The organism is Noviherbaspirillum aridicola (assembly GCF_019656455.1).
GTDB lineage: Bacteria > Pseudomonadota > Gammaproteobacteria > Burkholderiales > Burkholderiaceae_D > Noviherbaspirillum > Noviherbaspirillum aridicola.
On the sequence record NZ_BPMK01000002.1, the window covers coordinates 108437 to 125339 of the forward strand.

At 67.3% G+C, this 16903-nt stretch carries 15 protein-coding genes; 8 read left to right on the plus strand and 7 right to left on the minus strand.

The window, feature by feature from the left end; translation table 11 throughout:
- Positions 1-81 precede the first annotated feature (81 nt).
- On the plus strand, positions 82-1092 hold the full coding sequence (gene cydB / locus NCCP691_RS02360; protein WP_220806641.1) for a cytochrome d ubiquinol oxidase subunit II: 1011 nt from the start codon (positions 82-84) through the stop codon (positions 1090-1092).
- Here the strand turns inward: cydB and NCCP691_RS02365 are convergent.
- A complete protein-coding gene (locus NCCP691_RS02365; RefSeq protein ID WP_220806642.1) occupies positions 1086-1667 on the minus strand; it encodes a DUF2242 domain-containing protein in 582 nt (193 codons plus the stop codon). The genes cydB and NCCP691_RS02365 overlap by 7 nt on opposite strands.
- Positions 1668-1913: 246 nt before the next feature.
- On the opposite strand from NCCP691_RS02365, the gene NCCP691_RS02370 reads away from it, so the two are divergent.
- Genes NCCP691_RS02370 through NCCP691_RS02395 form a run of 6 tightly spaced genes read left to right on the plus strand, consistent with a single transcriptional unit; the run spans position 1914 to position 7883 of the window.
- Positions 1914-2777: an STAS domain-containing protein gene (locus tag NCCP691_RS02370; RefSeq protein WP_220806643.1), complete on the plus strand. Its 864-nt coding sequence runs from the start codon at positions 1914-1916 to the stop codon at positions 2775-2777.
- Between the two features lies 1 nt (position 2778).
- Entirely contained in the window at positions 2779-3135 is a 357-nt protein-coding gene (locus NCCP691_RS02375) for an STAS domain-containing protein (protein WP_220806644.1), read from the plus strand.
- Between the two features lie 24 nt (positions 3136-3159).
- Positions 3160-3594, plus strand: a complete 435-nt coding sequence (locus NCCP691_RS02380; RefSeq protein WP_220806867.1) for an anti-sigma regulatory factor — start codon at positions 3160-3162, stop codon at positions 3592-3594.
- Positions 3594-4589, plus strand: a complete 996-nt coding sequence (locus NCCP691_RS02385; protein ID WP_238482277.1) for an ATP-binding SpoIIE family protein phosphatase — start codon at positions 3594-3596, stop codon at positions 4587-4589. Before NCCP691_RS02380 ends, NCCP691_RS02385 begins: the two co-directional genes overlap by 1 nt.
- A 2-nt stretch (positions 4590-4591) precedes the next feature.
- A complete protein-coding gene (locus NCCP691_RS02390) occupies positions 4592-5962 on the plus strand; it encodes a sensor histidine kinase (protein ID WP_220806646.1) in 1371 nt (456 codons plus the stop codon).
- A gap of 1 nt (position 5963) precedes the next feature.
- Positions 5964-7883, plus strand: a complete 1920-nt coding sequence (locus NCCP691_RS02395) for a hybrid sensor histidine kinase/response regulator (RefSeq protein WP_238482278.1) — start codon at positions 5964-5966, stop codon at positions 7881-7883.
- 20 nt (positions 7884-7903) lie between these two features.
- Here the strand turns inward: NCCP691_RS02395 and NCCP691_RS02400 are convergent, their stop codons facing one another.
- The 4 genes from NCCP691_RS02400 to NCCP691_RS02415 form a co-directional block, all read right to left on the minus strand.
- Positions 7904-8197 carry a GNAT family N-acetyltransferase gene (locus tag NCCP691_RS02400; RefSeq protein WP_220806648.1) on the minus strand — a complete coding sequence of 98 codons (294 nt, stop codon included), beginning with the start codon at positions 8195-8197 and terminating at the stop codon, positions 7904-7906.
- Between the two features lie 11 nt (positions 8198-8208).
- Positions 8209-9414, minus strand: coding sequence for a YihY/virulence factor BrkB family protein (locus NCCP691_RS02405; protein ID WP_238482279.1), 1206 nt, complete (start codon positions 9412-9414; stop codon positions 8209-8211).
- A gap of 76 nt (positions 9415-9490) precedes the next feature.
- Complete coding sequence (locus NCCP691_RS02410) at positions 9491-9775, minus strand: hypothetical protein (protein WP_220806649.1); 285 nt, start codon at positions 9773-9775, stop codon at positions 9491-9493.
- Between the two features lie 96 nt (positions 9776-9871).
- Positions 9872-10315 (minus strand): thioesterase family protein, encoded by a 444-nt coding sequence (locus NCCP691_RS02415; RefSeq protein WP_220806650.1) that lies wholly within the window; start codon positions 10313-10315, stop codon positions 9872-9874.
- A gap of 103 nt (positions 10316-10418) precedes the next feature.
- Here NCCP691_RS02415 and NCCP691_RS02420 point away from each other — a divergent pair, with 103 nt between their 5' ends.
- Positions 10419-11324 (plus strand): DMT family transporter, encoded by a 906-nt coding sequence (locus NCCP691_RS02420; RefSeq protein WP_220806651.1) that lies wholly within the window; start codon positions 10419-10421, stop codon positions 11322-11324.
- Positions 11325-11516: 192 nt separating this feature from the next.
- Here NCCP691_RS02420 and NCCP691_RS02425 read toward each other — a convergent pair whose 3' ends face one another.
- Both NCCP691_RS02425 and NCCP691_RS02430 read right to left on the minus strand, forming a co-directional pair.
- A complete protein-coding gene (locus NCCP691_RS02425; protein WP_220806652.1) occupies positions 11517-13238 on the minus strand; it encodes a sensor domain-containing diguanylate cyclase in 1722 nt (573 codons plus the stop codon).
- A gap of 106 nt (positions 13239-13344) precedes the next feature.
- Entirely contained in the window at positions 13345-16878 is a 3534-nt protein-coding gene (locus NCCP691_RS02430; RefSeq protein ID WP_220806653.1) for a PAS domain S-box protein, read from the minus strand.
- Positions 16879-16903: the final 25 nt, after the last annotated feature.

Consider the following 16903-nt stretch of genomic DNA (forward strand, 5'->3'; position numbering starts at 1 on the left):
TCGACTCCGCGTCGACTACCATCGGTAGCGCCAGCCCGGAGGGTCGTCCTCCGGTCGCCCATCACGCTGACGGAGCGCGCAATGACCCTGGACCTGGTACCCCTGTGGGCGGTGATTCTGTCCATCGCTGTGCTGATGTACGTGCTGCTCGACGGCTTCGATCTCGGCGTCGGCATCCTTTTCCTGTTCCGCAAGAAGCAGGAGGAGCGCGACATGATGGTGGCCTCGGTCGCGCCGATCTGGGATTTCAACGAGACCTGGCTGATCCTCGGCAGCGGCGGCCTGCTCGCCGTGTTCCCGCTGGCGTTCGCGATCATCATTCCCGCCGTCTATTTCCCCATCCTGATCATGCTGCTCGGGCTGATCTTCCGCGGCGTGGCCTTTGAATTCCGCGATGCGCCGGAGGCGCGCAAGTGGCTGTGGGATGGCGCCTTCATGCTCGGCTCGCTGTTCGCGACCCTGGCGCAGGGCGTGGTGCTCGGCAATTTCATCATTGGTTTTCCGGTGGAGGGCCGGGCCTACGCCGGTACCAGCTGGGACTGGATCGCGCCGTTTCCGCTGCTGACCGGGGTCGGACTGGTGGTGGGGTATGCGCTGCTCGGCGCGACCTGGCTCTACATGAAAACGGAAGGCGAGCTGCAGGCCTGGTCGCGCCGCGCGTCGCGGGTGGCGCTGTTCGGCATCCTCGCGTTCATCGCCATGGTCAGCATCTGGACGCCGCTGGTGGACGAGCGCATCGCCAATCGTTGGTTCAGCCTGCCCAACCTGTATTACTTCCTGCCGGTGCCCGTGCTGACCGCGGTCGTCGCATGGCTGCTGTGGCATGCGCTGCGCCGCGGCAGGGAAGTGCTGCCCTTCCTGTGCGCGATGGGCCTGTTCTTTCTCGCCTACACCGGGCTCATCATTTCACTCTGGCCGTATGTGGCCCCGCCGTCGATCACCCTGTGGGATGCGGCCACCGCGCCGATGTCACAGCAGTTCCTGATGGTCGGCACCATGTTCCTGCTGCCGGTGATCCTGGCCTATGTGTTCTGGTCGTACTGGGTATTCCGCGGCAAGGTGAGGATGGATATCGGCTACCACCATCATTGAGGGGGTGACTGGCGGGCCGCTTCCGGCGCTTCGGCCGGCGAGTCCTCGGGCAGATGGCCGGTGCCGTCGAAATACCGCTCCATCAGTGCGAAGAACTGTTCATAGAAACGACGCGCGTCGATGGTCTCGCTGCCGATCTTGACCATCGCCTCGTCGGACAGGCCGAGCGGCAGGGACAGCGAGCCGAGCGCGCCGACGCCGAGGCTTGCCGAGGTGCTGCTCTTGCGGAGGGTATAGGTGTCGCGCACCGCGTTGGCGAACGCGGTCGCGCTGTTGCTGCCCGGGCTGTTGGGTGCGCAGACCACGTGAAATTCGATCTGCATGTGCTGCTCGCGCTCGGGCTGGAAGTTCTTGCGGCCGCGTACCAGCGAGGCGCTCGCCTCGTGGATCACATAGCCCTGGCTCAGCAGCGCGCGGCGGGCGGCCTCGCAGGTCGCCTTGTCGCTGCCGGCGAATCCGTGTGCATGGACATCGGTGGCGGCGAATTCCTCGGCTGGTGGGGCCTGGCGGACGGGCAGCGAGCAGGCGACCAGCTGCAGGCAGATCAGGGCAAGGGCATATGGACGTGTGCGCATCGATAGGGCGGGGATGGCGTGGCGGAGCGCTATTGTAGAGCGAGATGCACGCGGGAAGTTCCGGGCAGAAAAGCGTGGAGCGTTGCTTGCTCTTTTTTCAACTGAGTTGATGAATCGCAAAGCCGGGTTTTTCATAATCATCATCGACGCGACCCATTGTTACACTCTCGCGTCCTTTTCGGACGCCGCGCCGTCAGCCGCGCGTGCCTTACAAGACCAGACAAAAAGCCCACAGAAGGAATCACCATGACGCTCCCCCTGCAGATCGCCGGCATTTTCGAAAAATTTCAGCCCGTCATTCTCGAGGAATGGCTGCAGGACCTGAAAGCGCGAATGGTGCGGGTGGACGCGGACCAGGAAAGCCAGTTGCGCCAGCAATGCGCACAATTCCTGCGCGTGCTGCAGCAGGGCGCCGCATCCGGCCAGCTCAACGACATCGAGGCCCGCGAATGGGACGAGGCGCGCGCCTTCCTCAGCGAACTGTCGCACCAGCGCGCACGCCAGGGATCGACGCCGAGCGAGACCGCCGTCTTCGTGTTTTCGATCAAGCAGCCGCTGTTCGCCCGCCTGCGCACCGAATTCGCCGACCAGCCCGAGCAGCTGGCCGGGGCGACCTGGAGCATCAGCACCCTGCTCGACGCGCTCGGCCTGTTCACCGTGGAGGTCTATCAGAAGAGCCGCGACCAGATCATCGTGCGCCAGCAGCAGGAACTGCTCGAGCTGTCGACGCCCGTGGTGAAGCTGTGGCAGAACGTGCTGGCGCTGCCGCTGATCGGCACGCTCGACAGCAACCGCACCCAGGTGGTGATGGAAAGCCTGCTGCAGCGGATCATCGAGACCAGCGCCGCCATCGCCATCATCGACATCACCGGCGTTCCGACCGTCGACACGCTGGTGGCCCAGCATCTGCTCAAGACCGTGGCGGCGGCCAGGCTGATGGGCGCCGACTGCATCATCAGCGGCATCCGTCCCCAGATCGCGCAGACCATCGTGCATCTCGGCGTCAACCTGGAAGACGTGATCACCAAGGCCACGCTGGCCGATGCCTTCCTGGTCGCGCTGCAGCGTACGGGCTCCACCATCACCACCCAGCAGCGCGAGCACGCCTGACATGGAAAGAATCCCGATTCTCCGCATGGGCGACCTGCTGCTGGTCACCATCCAGGTCGACATGCACGACCGGCTGGTGATGACGCTGCAGGACGACCTGACCGAGCGCATCGTGCGCTACCGCGCGCGCGGCGTGCTGATCGATATCTCGGCGCTGGATATCGTCGACTCCTTCATCGGCCGCATGATCAACAACACCGCGGCGATGGCGAGGGTGCTCGACGCCACGACCGTGGTGGTCGGCATGCAGCCGGCGGTGGCGATCACGCTGGTCGAACTCGGCCTCTCGCTGCAGGGCGTGCGTACCGCGCTGGACGTGGAACGCGGCATGGCGCTGCTGGCCGGGCGCAAACCTTAGCACGGGCGAGACATGGCTTTTTTCATGTCCAGTGGCGCGACGCCGCAGGCAGGCGGCGACGCCGCGGAACTCGAAATGCCCTTGCGCACCGATGAAGACGTGGTGCGCCTGCGCAAGACGGTGCGGGAAATGGCGGTGCAGATCGGACTGAGCCTGGTCGACCAGACCAAGCTCGTGACCGCGGCGAGCGAACTCGCGCGCAACACGCTGCGCTACGGCGGCGGCGGCGAGGTGCGCCTGCGCCTGCTGTCGAACGGCTTCGAGCGCGGCCTGCATGTCGTCTTTTCCGATCGCGGCCCGGGCATTGCCGACGTCGGGCTTGCGATGAGCGACGGCTACACCACCGGCGGCGGCCTCGGCCTCGGTCTCGGCGGGGCAAAGCGCCTGGTCGATGACTTCGGCATCGATACCCGGCCCGGCGAAGGAACCACGGTCCGCATCACGAAGTGGAAACGCTGATGAGTAGCCAGCAGCTGATTCTCGTTTCGCATGCCACCGACATCGCCGCGGCCCGCCGCGCCGGTGTCCAGCTGGGGAACGCGCTCGGTTTCGACGAAACCTTGTCCGGCCAGCTGGCGATCGCCATCACGGAAGCGGCGACCAATATCCTCAAGCATGCCGGCAGCGGCAGGATTCTGATCGCGCCCGCGCCCGTCCCGGGCAGCGCGATCGATGTGCTGGCGCTCGATACCGGGCCCGGCATCCGCGATGTCGCGCAGAGCATGCAGGACGGCGTATCCACCGTCGGCACGCCGGGCAACGGGCTGGGCGCGATGCGGCGGCTGTCGGCCCGCTTCGATGTCTACAGCGCGCCGGGCAAGGGGACGGGGGTTTTCATGCGGATCGGCGGCGGGGCGGCGCCGGAGCTGCTCGAAGCGGGCGCCGTCTGCGTCGCGATGCCGGGCGAGGATGCCTGCGGCGACGGCTGGTCGATGCGCGCGGATGACCACGGCGCCGGCCTGCTCATGTCTGACGGCCTCGGCCATGGGCCGGAGGCGGCGCGCGCGACCGCGGCCGCGCTCGCCGTCTTCGAGGCGCGTCCCGGACTCGCGCCGGCCGCCCTGATCGATGCCGCCCACATCGCCCTGCGTTCCACCCGGGGCGCCGCGCTGGCGGCGGTACGGCTGGATGCGGACAACGACAGCCTGAGCTTTGCCGGCATCGGCAACATCAGTGCCTGCGTGCGGACCGACGGCGACTGCAAGCAGCTGATGTCGCACAACGGCATCGTCGGCCACAACATGCGCAAGGTCCAGGCGTTTTCCCATCCGTGGCCGGCCGATGCCCTGTTCGTGATGCACAGCGACGGCCTGAGCAAGCAATGGGACCTGGACGCCTACCCGGGCCTGGCGCGCTGCCATCCGGCGCTGATCGCCGGCATCCTGTACCGCGACTTCGGGCGCGGCCGCGACGACGCCACGGTCGCCGTGATCAGGCGCCGCAGGAGGACCTAGGCATGGAAGTGGAGCTGCTGCGCCTGCCGGTCGAGAGCGAACGCCACGTGATCGCGGCGCGCAAGCATGCGCGCGAACTCGCCGGCCGGATCGGATTCGGCGTCCAGGACCAGGCGCGCATCGCCACCGCGGTGTCGGAAATCGCCCAGAACGCCTGCGCCCACGCGGGAGGCGGCCTGGTCCGGTTCATCGTCCGCGGCGCCTCGCCGCAGCCGGCGGAGCTGGAAGTGATCGTCAGCGACAGCGGCCCCGGCATTGCGCGGCTGGATGAGATTCTCGCCGCCGAACGGGCCCAGCGCAGCGGCGTCGGCATCGCCGGCGCGCAGCGCCTGATGGACCGCTGCGACGTGGAGACGATGCCCGGACAGGGAACCACCGTGACGCTGGCGAAATTCCTGCCCGCCGGTCTGACGCCCGGCCGCGACGAGCTGGCGCGCATCGGCGCCGGTCTCGCGGAGCTGGCGGCGCCCGCCGTCTACGAGGAAGACCTGGCGCAGAGCCGCGAGCTGATGCGCACGCTCGCCGAACTGCGCGCCCGCCAGGAAGAACTGATGGCGCTCACCCGCGAACTGGAGGACACCAACCGGGGCGTGGTCGCGCTGTACGCCGAAATCGAGGAAAAGGCGGAATACTTGCGCCGCGCCGATGCGATGAAGTCGCGTTTCCTGTCCAATACCAGCCATGAGCTGCGCACGCCGCTGAGCTCGATCCGCGCGCTGTCGCAGCTGCTGCTCGACCGGATCGACGGCGAGCTGACCGAGGCGCAGGAAAAGCAGGTGCTGTTCATCCAGAAGGCGGCGACCGGCCTGGCGGAACTGGTCAACGACCTGCTCGACCTCGCCAAGATCGAGGCCGGCAAGGTCGAACTCAAGCCCGCCGAGTTCACCGTCGGCGAACTGTTCAGCACCCTGCGCGGCATGCTGCGTCCGCTGGCGACCAGCGACCGCGTGGAGCTGGTGTTCGATGACCGCCTGGCGCAGCAGGTGCTGTGCACCGACGAAGGCAAGCTGTCGCAGATCCTGCGCAACCTGGTGTCGAACGCGCTCAAGTTCACCGAACAGGGCGAGGTCAGGGTGAGCGCGGCGACGGACAACACCGGGGAGCGCATCCGTTTCGAGGTGAGCGATACCGGGATAGGCATCGCCGAGCAGAATCTGCAGCTGATTTTCGAGGAGTTCAGCCAGATCGAGAATCCGCTGCAGAAGCGCGTCAAGGGCACGGGGCTCGGTCTGCCGCTGTGCCGCAAGCTGGCCGAACTGCTGGGCGGGGGCATCGACGTGCGCAGCACGGTCGGCGAAGGGTCGACCTTCAGCCTGACCATCCCGGTGCGCCACGCGGTCCTGCGCGAGGCGGCCGGGCAGAGGAATGCATAGCATGAGAAAAGAACCGCTGATACTCAATGTCGATGACGATGAAGGAGCGCGCTATGTGAAGACGCGCATCCTGCAGGTGGCCGGCTTCGACGTCATCGAAGCGGCGACCGGCGGCGACGCGCTCGCGCTGGCCGCCAGCGACGCGCCTGACCTGGTCCTGCTCGACGTCAAGCTGCCCGACATCAACGGGCTGGAAGTCTGCCGCCGCATCAAGGCTGACCCGTCCACCGCGTCCATTCTCGTGCTGCAGACCTCGGCCGCGCTGATCCACCGCAGCGACAAGATCCGCGCGCTCGACGGCGGCGCCGACAATTACCTGGTGGCGCCGATCGAAGCCGAGGAACTGGTGGCCAACGTCAACGCGCTGTTGCGGCTGCGACGGGTGCAGGGCGAACTGCTGGAAAGCGAGGAGCGTTTCCGCCAGATGGCCGAGAACATCGAAGACGTGTTCTGGATGCTGGCGCCGCAGGACGGCCGCCTGCTGTATGTCAGTCCCGCCTTCGAACTGCTCTGGGGCCGCTCTCCCGACGTGCTGCGCGACGACATCGGCAGCTGGATCGCCTTCGTGCACGAGCAGGAGCGCCAGCGGGTGCGCGCCGCTTTCGAGCGGCTGATGGAGACCGGCGTGTATGACGAGGAATTCCGCATCGTCCTGCCCGACAATTCCGTGCGCTGGGTGCGCGACCGCGCCTTCCCGGTCAAGAACACCGCGCCCGGCCGCGAGCGCGTGGCCCGCGTCACCAGCGACATCTCGGTGCGCAAGGCGGCCGAAAAGCTGCGCCACGACGCCGACAGCCGCAAGGACGAGTTTCTCGCCACGCTCGCGCACGAGCTGCGCAATCCGCTCGGGCCGATCCGGTCGGCGGTCGACCTGCTGCGCATGACCGGCAGCGGCGAGGCGCAGGTGCAGGAGCGCGCGCGCGACATGATCTCGCGCCAGGTCGATCACCTGGTGCGCCTGGTGGACGATCTGCTCGACATCTCGCGCATCTCGCAGGGCAAGATCACGCTGCAGCCGAAGAACCTGGAGCTCAAGGCACTTGTGTCGTCCGCGCTGGAAACCGCGCAGCCCTTCATCACCGCCCGCCAGCATCAGCTCAACGTGCTGCTGCCGGAACAGGACGTCTGGGTCTACGGCGACGCGGTACGGCTGGCGCAGGTGCTCGGCAACCTGCTGCACAACGCCGCCAAGTACACGCCCAAGGGCGGCACGATCACGCTCAACGCGGCGATCGTGGGCGAGGAGCTGATGCTCACGGTGAAGGACACGGGCATCGGCATTACGCTCGACGCGATTGACGGCATCTTCGATCTGTTCGCCCAGGGCGACGTCGCGCCCGACCAGGCGCAGAACGGACTCGGCATCGGCCTGTCCCTGGTCAAGAAGCTGGTGCAGCTGCACAACGGCCGGGTCTATGCATACAGCGCCGGGCCCGGCACCGGCAGCACCTTCAGCGTGTGCCTGCCGCTGTCGCACTGCCAGCCGGCGCCGCCGCCGGAAGCCGCCGACGCCGGCGCGCAGGAAGCAGCGGGCAGGCAGCGGGTGCTGGTGGTCGACGACAACCCCGATGCGGTGGAGATGATGCAGATGCTGCTGGAAGCATCCGGCTATGAAACCGCGAGCGCGCACGACTGCGCGTCCGCGCTCGAACGCGCGAGCGCTTTCCGGCCGCAGGCGGTGTTGCTCGACATCGGCCTGCCGGGCACCTCGGGCTACGAGGTGGTGCGCCGCCTGCGCGCGATGCCCGAATGCGCGCGCGCGAAGATGATCGCGCTCACCGGCTACGGCCAGGCGCGCGACCGCGAGCTGGCGCTCGAGGCCGGTTTCGATTTCCACCTGGTCAAACCGGTGTCGGTGAATGCACTGATCGCGGTGCTCGAAGAGCGGAAGCCGGCGGCGGCGCAGGCGGCGCCGGGCTGAGACCGGGGCGTCCGGGACGCCTACTCCCGCCGCGGCGCCACCAGCGACCGGTACTCCGGATGCCGCTCGATGTAGCCGGCGATGAAGGAGCAGCCCGGGATCACCTGCCGGCCTTCCCCGCGCAGCGTATCGAGTGTTCGCGCGGCCAGCTGCGAGCCGTAGCCCTTGCCCTCATGCCCGGGATCGATCTCGGTATGCGTCAGGCAGATCGCGCCGCCCCTTTCCGAGTACGCCGCGAAGCCCGCAAGCTCGCCGTCGACCAGCAGTTCGTAGCGATGCTGGTCGGGGTTGTGATGCAAATGAATATCGGCCATCCCGACCTCCGTCATGCGGTTTCAGGGCGCAGGCCCTCGCCGCGGGCTTCGCGCGCGGTGTCGCGCGGCTGCGAACGGCTGCCGAGCTTGACCGCGTATTCATGGGTGAACAGCGCCCCGTAGAAGAAGATCTGCGCGGAATAGTAGACCCAGGTGATGAGGATGACCACCGATCCCGCCGCGCCGTAGCCGGAACTGATGTCGGCGCTGGCGACGTACATGCCGATGATCGTCTTGCCGATGATGAAGAGCACGGCGGTGATGGCGGCGCCGACGGCCACGTCCTTCCATGCGATCTCGGTGCCGGGCAGGTACTTGAAGATCACCGCGAACAGGCCGGCGACGATGCCGAAGGAGACCAGGTGCGACAGCACCATGCTGATGATCTTCAGCGGCGAGCCCTCGCCGCCCGGCCAGATGCTGTCCATCGCCGATATCGCGGTGCTCACCGCGAGCGATATCAGCAGCATCAGCGCCAGCACCAGGATCAGGCCGAAGGACAGCACGCGGTCGCGGATGAAGCCCCAGACGCCGGAGGTTTTCGCCGGCGGCACTTCCCACAGTTCGTCCAGGCTGGCCTTGAGTTCGGAAAAGGCGCTGGTGGCGCTGAGCAGCACGAGGCCGAATGAAATCAGCCCGGCGATGAGTCCGGCGTCCTCGCGCCGCGCGCCCTCGAGTATCGTGCGCACCGCGTCGCCGCCCTGTTCTCCCATCAGGCCGGACATCTGCTGCAGCAGTGCGTTGCGCACATTGTCCTCGCCGAAGAACAGGCCGGCGATGGTCACCACCAGCACCAGCATCGGGGCCAGCGAGAACAGGGTGTAAAGCGCCAGCGCCGCGCCCTTGCTCGCGGCCCGGTGCGACGACCATTCCTTGGCGGCGGATATGGCGAGGTGGAACATGGCCTTGGGCCTGGACTCGCCGTGCAGTCTGGCGACGGTCTCGCGCTTTTTGCGCTCCACTTCCTGCGCCTCGGCGTCGCGCTTGGTGTTCTCCGCCTGCTGCAGGTCGGGCGTCTCGTCGAAGGCTTCGTAGCTCGCCGGATGCAGCGCGTGCGAGGCGAATCCCGTTACCTGCGCCTGCTGCGCGCCGGCCGCGCGCGGCGGCTGTCCGCCCTTGGCCCGGCGGCGCCATTCGAGAAAGGACACGACCGCGACGGCGACCTGCACCGCGCCGGTGACCAGCTTGCCCGGTTCGTAACGGTCTCGCTGCTTCATCTGCTTCTCCCGGAAAATCTGTTGAGAAATTGCTTACGCATTTAGGAGCGCGCGCGGAGCCGCTTGGTTCCGGGGCCTAGTTGGTGCGTCGCCGGCGGGGCGGGCCGAAACTGAGGCGGCAGGTCCGGCGCCGGTCGCCCATGAGTTCGCGCAGCCGGGGGATGCCGAGGCCTGTGGCCTCCGACATCCAGATCAGCATGGAGGCGCCTACCGGCAGCGTGCCGGCGCGGATCTCGCGGATGATGCGGGGTGCAACATGCAGCTTGCGGGAGAGTTCCTCGTCGCTGCGGAGATGGAGCTGGAGCAGCAGTGCATCGAGCAGGTGCTCCGGGTGATAAGCAGTATTGTTTTGCTGGCTCATTTTTTCCTCGGATCACTGCGCCGTCCCGGCGCGTCTTGCCAGGAAGAGCAAGATTCGCGCCGGATGAATGCGTGATGCCAGCCGGGAAAAAACGGCTCAGTCTATCCAGTTGGCCTTGGGGAATTTCGCCGCGAATTCTTCCGGCATGCGGACCACCTTGCGCGAGCGGTAATTGAAGAACACGAAGCCCGATTTCGCCATTGCGACGAGCGCGCCGTCGGCGGGGCGGGTGATGCGGAAGGTGATGTCGCCGCCATACCGGTTGAAGTCCATGACGCCGACTTCGAACAGCAGCTGATCGCGCGCATGCGCCTCGGCGCGGTAGGTGGTGGCGAGGTCGGTGACGATGATGCCGACGCCGTCTTCCCGGTTCTCCTCGATGCCGAACTCGAACAGGAAACGCGCCCGCGCCTCCGAGATCATGGAAATCATCGAGTCGTTGCCGAGGTGGTTGGCGCCGTTGATGTCGGTCACGCGCACCGTGAGATTAGTCGAGTAGTAGTACTGGTCTTCGGGGAAGTCGAGCGTGAGGCGGGCCATGTGATGCTTTCGTCTTGCGGGAGGCGCGATTCTACCCTGTCCGGCGCGGCGGAAAGAAATCCAGTATGCTCGTGCGCTTTCCCGCACCGCCCGCCGCCCCCGCATGAACGCCCGTCTCACGCCGTCCACCGCCCTGATGCTGACCCTGCCGCCGCTGCTGTGGGCCGGCAATGCCGTCGTCGGCCGGCTGGTGAATGCGATGGTGCCGCCGGTGACGCTCAACTTCCTGCGCTGGCTGATCGCGCTCGCGCTGCTGCTGCCGCTGGCCTGGGGAGTGTTCAGGCCGGGCAGCGAGCTGTGGCCGCGCTGGCGGCGCTTCGCAGTGCTCGGCCTGCTCGGCATCGGCGTCTACAACGCGCTGCAATATCTCGCCCTGCAGAGTTCGACGCCGATCAACGTGACGCTGGTCGCGTCGAGCATGCCGGTGTGGATGCTGCTGATCGGATGGCTGTTCTTCGGCGCGCGTGTCGCGCGGCGCCAGGTCGGCGGCGCGGTGCTGTCGATCGCCGGCGTGCTGCTGGTGCTCAGCCGCGGCGAATGGCAGCATCTTCTCGCCCTGCGGCTGGTACCGGGCGATCTGTTCATGATCCTCGCCACCATCGCCTGGTCGGTCTACAGCTGGCTGCTGACGCAGCCGCGCGACCCGCCGCACATCCGCGCCGACTGGTCGGCATTCCTCGCCGCGCAGGTCGGCTTCGGACTGCTCTGGTCGGCCGCGTTCGCGCTCGGCGAGCAGCAGCTGCTGCGGCCGCCGCCGGTGCAATGGAGCTGGGGGCTGGGGGCCGCGCTGCTTTACGTCGCCGCGGGACCGGCGATCATCGCCTTTCGCTGCTGGGGCGCCGGCGTGCAGCGGGTGGGGCCGAACATCGCGGCCTTCTTCAACAATCTCACGCCGCTGTTCGCGGCGCTGCTGTCGTCGGCGTTTCTGGGAGAGGCGCCGCACTGGTATCACGCGGCGGCATTCGTACTGATCGTGGGCGGTATCCTGATGTCGGCGCGAAGGCCGTAGCGGTGCTCGCATGGCCTCGCGCCGCGACGGACTACGCCTGATTGTCCGGATGCGTGAATCCCGGTTTGAAATCCTTCTCCAGGTACGCGCGGGTCGAGCGTCGGTGCGAGCCGGGCCCCGGTCGAAGTATTTGCCCGCCAAGATCGGGGCCGGCCTCGTGGCCGCCGCGTCGCAATCCCCGCGGCGCGCGGCTTACTGCCGCCGCGCCTTCTTCAACCCGAACATCCGGGTGTCCGCCACCCGCACGATGGTGTCGAGGTCCTGGCCGTCCGCCGGCCAGGCGGCCAGGCCGATGGAAGCGCCGACATGGTCATACAGGCCGGGGCCGATCTCTATCGGCTGTTCGATCGTCTGCCGCAGCTTTTCGGCGACCGCGGCAATATCCTTCTCGCCGTCGATGCCATGCAGGTAGACGACGAATTCATCCCCGCCGAATCGCGCCACTTCGTCGTCGGCCCGCACCGCCGACTTGAGGCGCCGAGCGATCTCGATCAGGACGCGGTCGCCCGCGTCGTGGCCGTGCTCGTCGTTGATCTGCTTGAAGCGGTCGAGGTCGATGAATAGCAGCACGAACTTCAGCGGCACCGCCGGCGAGGCGTTGCGGATGCGGAAGGCGATCTGCGTCAGCAGGGAATCGCGGTTGAGCACGCCGGTCAGGCGGTCGGTGCGCAGGTTGCGCTCCATCTCGCGGAAGCTCTTGGCGAGTTCGCCGATCTCGTCGCGGCGCTGGATGTTGATGTTGAGCGGCGCGGCGGTGTCGCCGGAGCCGATGCTGCGCGCCGCGAGCGTGAGCTTGCGGATGTCGCCCAGCACCCATTGCAGCAGCGTGATGCCGAGCACCAGCACCAGGAACACCGCGGCGAGGCCGATGGCGAGGCTGCGGTAGAGCACGCCGCTCAGGTTGCCGATGAAGTCCGAGCGCGGCACGGCGACGATGTTGAGCCACTCCAGTCCGCCGGGATCGCGCAGCAGCATGGCCGCGACCTGCACCCGGCCTTCCGCGCTGTCGAATTCCCCCGACAGGGGCTTGTCGAGCGAATGGCCTTCGGCCTGCCATTGCATCACCTGGCGGTAGGCCTCGCGCAGCAGCGGCGACGCGCTCTCGTCGACCATCAGCCGCTGCAGGTTCTTGCCTTCGACCCGGTAGGGCAGCTCCTTGGTGGAGGTGGCGATGATGGCGCCGGAACGTTCGACAAGGAAGGCGATGCCATTGGCGCTGATCCTGAGCGTGCTGAAAAAATCGGTCAGCTGGGCGAGCGACAGGTCGGTGGCCACCACGCCGCGCAGGCTGCCGTCGTCGGCATAGACCGGCTTGGTCAGGGTGAAGGTGGGCTCCAGCGTGGTGAAATCGGTGTAGACCGCGGACCAGCTTTCCTTTTTCCGGTCGACCGCTTCCTTGTACCAGGGGCGGGTGCGCGGATCGTAGTTGTCGGTGCGGATCAGTTCGCGTTTCGAACCCGGGGCGGTCACGGCGTAGACGTCGCGGCCCTGGCTGCCGGGCGCGCGCCAGCGCAGTTCGATGCGGTCGGCGCGCCGGTTGATGCCGACGAAGCGGCCGTCGGCGCCGCCGAAATACACGTAGTTGTTAACCGTCGGGAAGAAGCTGGTGGCCAGCCACATGCGCTGCTCGAGATCCTCGAGCCGGTCGGAAAACGCCATCGGCGTCACCTTGCCGTCCGCCGGGGAATACACCGGGTCGGGCGCCACCGCGCGTACCGCGACGCGCGCGCCGAGCAGATTGCGGTCGGTGGCCTGGCCCACGCGGTCGAGCATGCTCTCGACCACTTTCTGCGAGAACTCGCGCGCGGCGACCTCGCCGGAGCGCTGGGACGCCCAGTAGATGACCGCGCCCAGCGCCAGCACGAGCAGGACGAAGGGAATCAGGACGACGCGTTGCAGGGTGGAGTGGTTCAAGCCTAGTCAAGTCCTCTGAATATCGAGCAATGTATCGCAGCGGCTGACGCACGGCAACGGGAAGCGGCGCCGCCGCCCTGCGGTTTCAAGAATGGCAACCCGCGCTTCAGGCGGTGGCTTGCCGCACCGCGATCTGCTCCAGGTAAGCCTCGAACGCCTCGATCGGCAGGGGCGCCGAGAACAGATACCCCTGACCCTCGTCGCAACGGCAGCTCTTGAGGAACTGCAGGATGTCGGCCGTCTCGATGCCCTCCGCCACGACCGACAGATCGAGCGTGTGGGCAAGATCGATCAGGGCCTTGATGAAATGCAGGTTGCGGGTGCCGTCGGTCTGCTGGTTGATGAAGGAACGGTCGAGCTTCATCACATCCAGCGGAAAGCGCTGAAGGTAGGCGAGGCCGGAGTAGCCGGTGCCGAAGTCGTCGACGGACAGCTTGATCCCGAGCTTCTTCAGTTCGCCCAGGCGCGCGGCCGAGATTTCCATGTCTTCGATCAGCGCGCTCTCGGTCAGCTCCAGCTCCAGCATCTGCGGCGCCAGCCCGGCGCTGTCGAGCGCCTCCGTCACCTGTTCGCGCAGGTCGTGGCATTTCAGCTGGCGTGCCGACAGATTGACGGACACGCGCAGCGGCAGGCCGAAACGTTCGCTGACGCGGCGCGTCTGCGCGCAGGCCTCGCGCAGCACCCAGCGGCCGATCGCCTCGATCAGGCCGCGCTCCTCGGCGATCGGGATGAACTGCAGCGGCGATACGCGGCCCAGCTGCGGATGATTCCAGCGGATGAGGGCCTCCATGCCGAGCACGCGGCCGCCGCGCAGGTCGAGGCGGGGCTGGTAGTGCAGCTCGAACTCGTTGCGCTCCAGCGCGCGCCGCAGCGAATGCTCGAGCGTCATGCGCGTCTTGGCTTCCACGCTCATTTCCTGCTCGAAGAAGCGATAGCCGTTGCGGCCCGCGCTCTTGGCGCGGTACATCGCGGTGTCGGCGTTCTGGAACAGGATCTCGCGGGTGGCGCCGTCGCGCGGGAACATGCTGATGCCGGCGGAGGCGCCGACGAAGACTTCATGGCCGGCGACGTCGATCGGCTCGGCCAGGACCGCCAGCAGCTTGTCGGCGATGAGGGCGGCGGAAGCGTCGCCCTCGGCGCAGTGGGCGGCGACCACGAACTCATCGCCGCCCAGCCGGGCGACGATGTCGGTCGGGCGCATGCGCCGCTGCAGCCGGCGCGCGACTTCCCGCAGCAGCAGGTCGCCGCGCTCGTGGCCGAGCGAGTCGTTGACTTCCTTGAACCGGTCGAGGTCGATGAAGATCACTGCCACCTGGCCGTCGCATCCGGCCGCGTCGAGCATCTGCTGCAGGCGGTCGTTGAGGGAGCTGCGGTTGGGCAGGTTGGTCAGGGTGTCGTGCGTGGCGAGCTGCTGCAGGCGCGCCTCGGTCTGCTTGCGCTGCGTGATGTCGGTGATGAAGGCGGTCAGCGCGCCGTCGCGCACGTCGAGATTGACCAGGACATAGACCGGCTGGCCGCTGCGATGCCGCAGCACCGCTTCCTTGCCGTGCACCGCCGTCATGTTGCCGTCGACGTCGGCCAGCGGGAAGACGGGAAACAGCTCGCGCAGCGGCCTGCCGACCAGCTGCTCCTTCGGATAGCCGCTCATGCCGCACAGCGCGGGATTGGCGTCGACGACGATGCCCTGGCCGTCGGTGAGCACATAGCCGGCCGGTGTCATTTCGATCACCTGCCGGAAGCGCTGTTCGCTCTCGCGGATCGCGGCCTCGGCCCTGCGGCGCGCGGTCACGTCATGGAAAAACACGGAGATGCCGCCGGCTTCGCTCGGATAGACCCTGACCTCGACCCAGGCCTGCTTCGGCTCCCAGTAGGCGACGAAGAAAGTCTTCTTCCGGGTTTCCATCACCTTGCGGTATTCCGCCATGTGCGGCGTGTCGACGACGTCGGGCACCGCATCCCACAGCAGCCTGCCCACCAGTTCCTCGCTGCTCAGATCGGTGTACTGCAGGGTCTTGCGGTTGGCATAGGTGCAGCGCCACTCTTCGTCGAGCGCGAAGAAGGCGTCGCCTATGCTCTCCAGGATCGCCACCAGGCGCCGGTTGGAACGGTGCAGCTCGGCGCGGTTGCGCTGGGCCTCGGTGATGTCGCGGGCGCTCGCATAGACGAGACGGGTCGACGCCTCGTACATCGCGGCCCAGGACAGGTGCACCGCCGTGCCGTTCTTGTGCATCCAGCGGTTTTCGAAATCGCGCAGCACGGGCGCGCCGCCGACCAGCGCCGGCCGCAGCGCGAGCGTGCGCTCGCGGTCTTCGGGATGAACGAATTCGGTGTAGTGGCGGTCCAGCAGTTCATCCGGCCGGTAGCCGAGAATGCCGGTGACCGCCGCGTTGACGCGGCCGATGCGTCCTTCCGGGTCGAACAGCACCATGATGTCGAGCGAGTTGTCGACCAGCGCCTTGTTTTCCGTGGCCAGGCGCGACAGCTGCGCGGCCATCGCCACTTCGTCGGTAATGTCGCGGCCGACGCCGCGGTAGCCTTTGAAAACGCCGTTCTCGAACACCGGCTGGCCGGAAATGCTGACATGGCGTTCCACGCCCTCCATGCCATAGCCGCAGCCGTAGCGCAGGTCGCGGAAGGGCTGGCGCGCCGCGACCTGATCCAGGTAGCCGGTGCGGAGGAAGCTTTCCCGGTCGGCGGCCAGCTCGAGCCGCGTGCGGCCCAGCACGTTGGGCGGCATGTTCTCGGTCGCGCGCCAGGCGCCTTCCGAAACGAAAGTCAGGCGGTCGTTCTCGTCGGTCTCCCAGTACCAGTCCGAGGACAGATGGGTGAGGCTGCGAAAGCGTTCTTCGCGGCGCGCCAGCTCTTCCTTGGCGCGGCGCTCCACGGTGACGTCGCGGCCGACGGAAACCGTGCCGGCGCGGGCGCCGCTGACCGGGTCCAGCAGCACGCGGGCCTTGCAGGCCAGCCATACGTAGCGCCCCGACCGGTGGCGGAAGCGCAGTTCGAACAGATCGCTTTCCTCGCGCCGCGACAACTGCTTCATCATCGCGTGCATGGCGATGACGTCGTCGGGATGCAGATGCTCATACACGGTGGTGCCGGTCATCTCGGCCGGTGCGAAGCCGAGCACGCGCTGGCTCGCCGGCGAGATGTTGATCAGCCGGCCGTCGAGCCCGTGGTGGCTGATCAGGTCGGAGCTGTTTTCGGTCAGCAGGCGGTGCATCGCTTCGCTGTGCGCAAGCTCCTGCAGCGCGTCGTGCTGGGCGCTGATGTCGACGATGGCCCCCGCATAGCCCTTGAATTCGCCCTCCGGCGAGAAACGCGGCGCGGCGGCGCCGCGCATCCAGCGCGTGCCGCCGTCGCTGCGCACGACCCGGTATTCGACCTGGTACTGCTGGCGCGCCTGGCGCGCCGCGCGGAACATCGGCGCCACCCGGGCGCGGTCGTCGGGATGGATGAAGTCGATCCAGCGGGACATCGCCTGGTCGAGCGCGTCCGGACCGATGTCGCTGGCGCTGACATAAGTGCAGACGTCGTCGGCGTCGGTGATCCAGATGATCACGGGCGCGTGGTCGGCAAGCCGGCGCAAGGTGCCGAAGACGCTGTCGCCATCGCCTGCCGGCCGATTCGGCTGATCCATGTGTCCAGATCCTCGCTTATTTATG

What these genes read in the sequence shown, in the direction of transcription:
- NCCP691_RS02405 (WP_238482279.1), bottom strand. Translation starts at nt 9,414, where the DNA reads ATGAAGCAGCGAGACCGTTACGAACCGGGCAAGCTGGTCACCGGCGCG.
- NCCP691_RS02420 (WP_220806651.1), top strand. Translation starts at nt 10,419, where the DNA reads ATGAACGCCCGTCTCACGCCGTCCACCGCCCTGATGCTGACCCTGCCG.
- NCCP691_RS02430 (WP_220806653.1), bottom strand. Translation starts at nt 16,878, where the DNA reads ATGGATCAGCCGAATCGGCCGGCAGGCGATGGCGACAGCGTCTTCGGC.
- cydB (WP_220806641.1), top strand. Translation starts at nt 82, where the DNA reads ATGACCCTGGACCTGGTACCCCTGTGGGCGGTGATTCTGTCCATCGCT.
- NCCP691_RS02400 (WP_220806648.1), bottom strand. Translation starts at nt 8,197, where the DNA reads ATGGCCGATATTCATTTGCATCACAACCCCGACCAGCATCGCTACGAA.
- NCCP691_RS02415 (WP_220806650.1), bottom strand. Translation starts at nt 10,315, where the DNA reads ATGGCCCGCCTCACGCTCGACTTCCCCGAAGACCAGTACTACTACTCG.
- NCCP691_RS02375 (WP_220806644.1), top strand. Translation starts at nt 2,779, where the DNA reads ATGGAAAGAATCCCGATTCTCCGCATGGGCGACCTGCTGCTGGTCACC.
- NCCP691_RS02380 (WP_220806867.1), top strand. Translation starts at nt 3,160, where the DNA reads ATGTCCAGTGGCGCGACGCCGCAGGCAGGCGGCGACGCCGCGGAACTC.
- NCCP691_RS02395 (WP_238482278.1), top strand. Translation starts at nt 5,964, where the DNA reads ATGAGAAAAGAACCGCTGATACTCAATGTCGATGACGATGAAGGAGCG.
- NCCP691_RS02385 (WP_238482277.1), top strand. Translation starts at nt 3,594, where the DNA reads ATGAGTAGCCAGCAGCTGATTCTCGTTTCGCATGCCACCGACATCGCC.
- NCCP691_RS02410 (WP_220806649.1), bottom strand. Translation starts at nt 9,775, where the DNA reads ATGAGCCAGCAAAACAATACTGCTTATCACCCGGAGCACCTGCTCGAT.
- NCCP691_RS02390 (WP_220806646.1), top strand. Translation starts at nt 4,592, where the DNA reads ATGGAAGTGGAGCTGCTGCGCCTGCCGGTCGAGAGCGAACGCCACGTG.
- NCCP691_RS02370 (WP_220806643.1), top strand. Translation starts at nt 1,914, where the DNA reads ATGACGCTCCCCCTGCAGATCGCCGGCATTTTCGAAAAATTTCAGCCC.
- NCCP691_RS02365 (WP_220806642.1), bottom strand. Translation starts at nt 1,667, where the DNA reads ATGCGCACACGTCCATATGCCCTTGCCCTGATCTGCCTGCAGCTGGTC.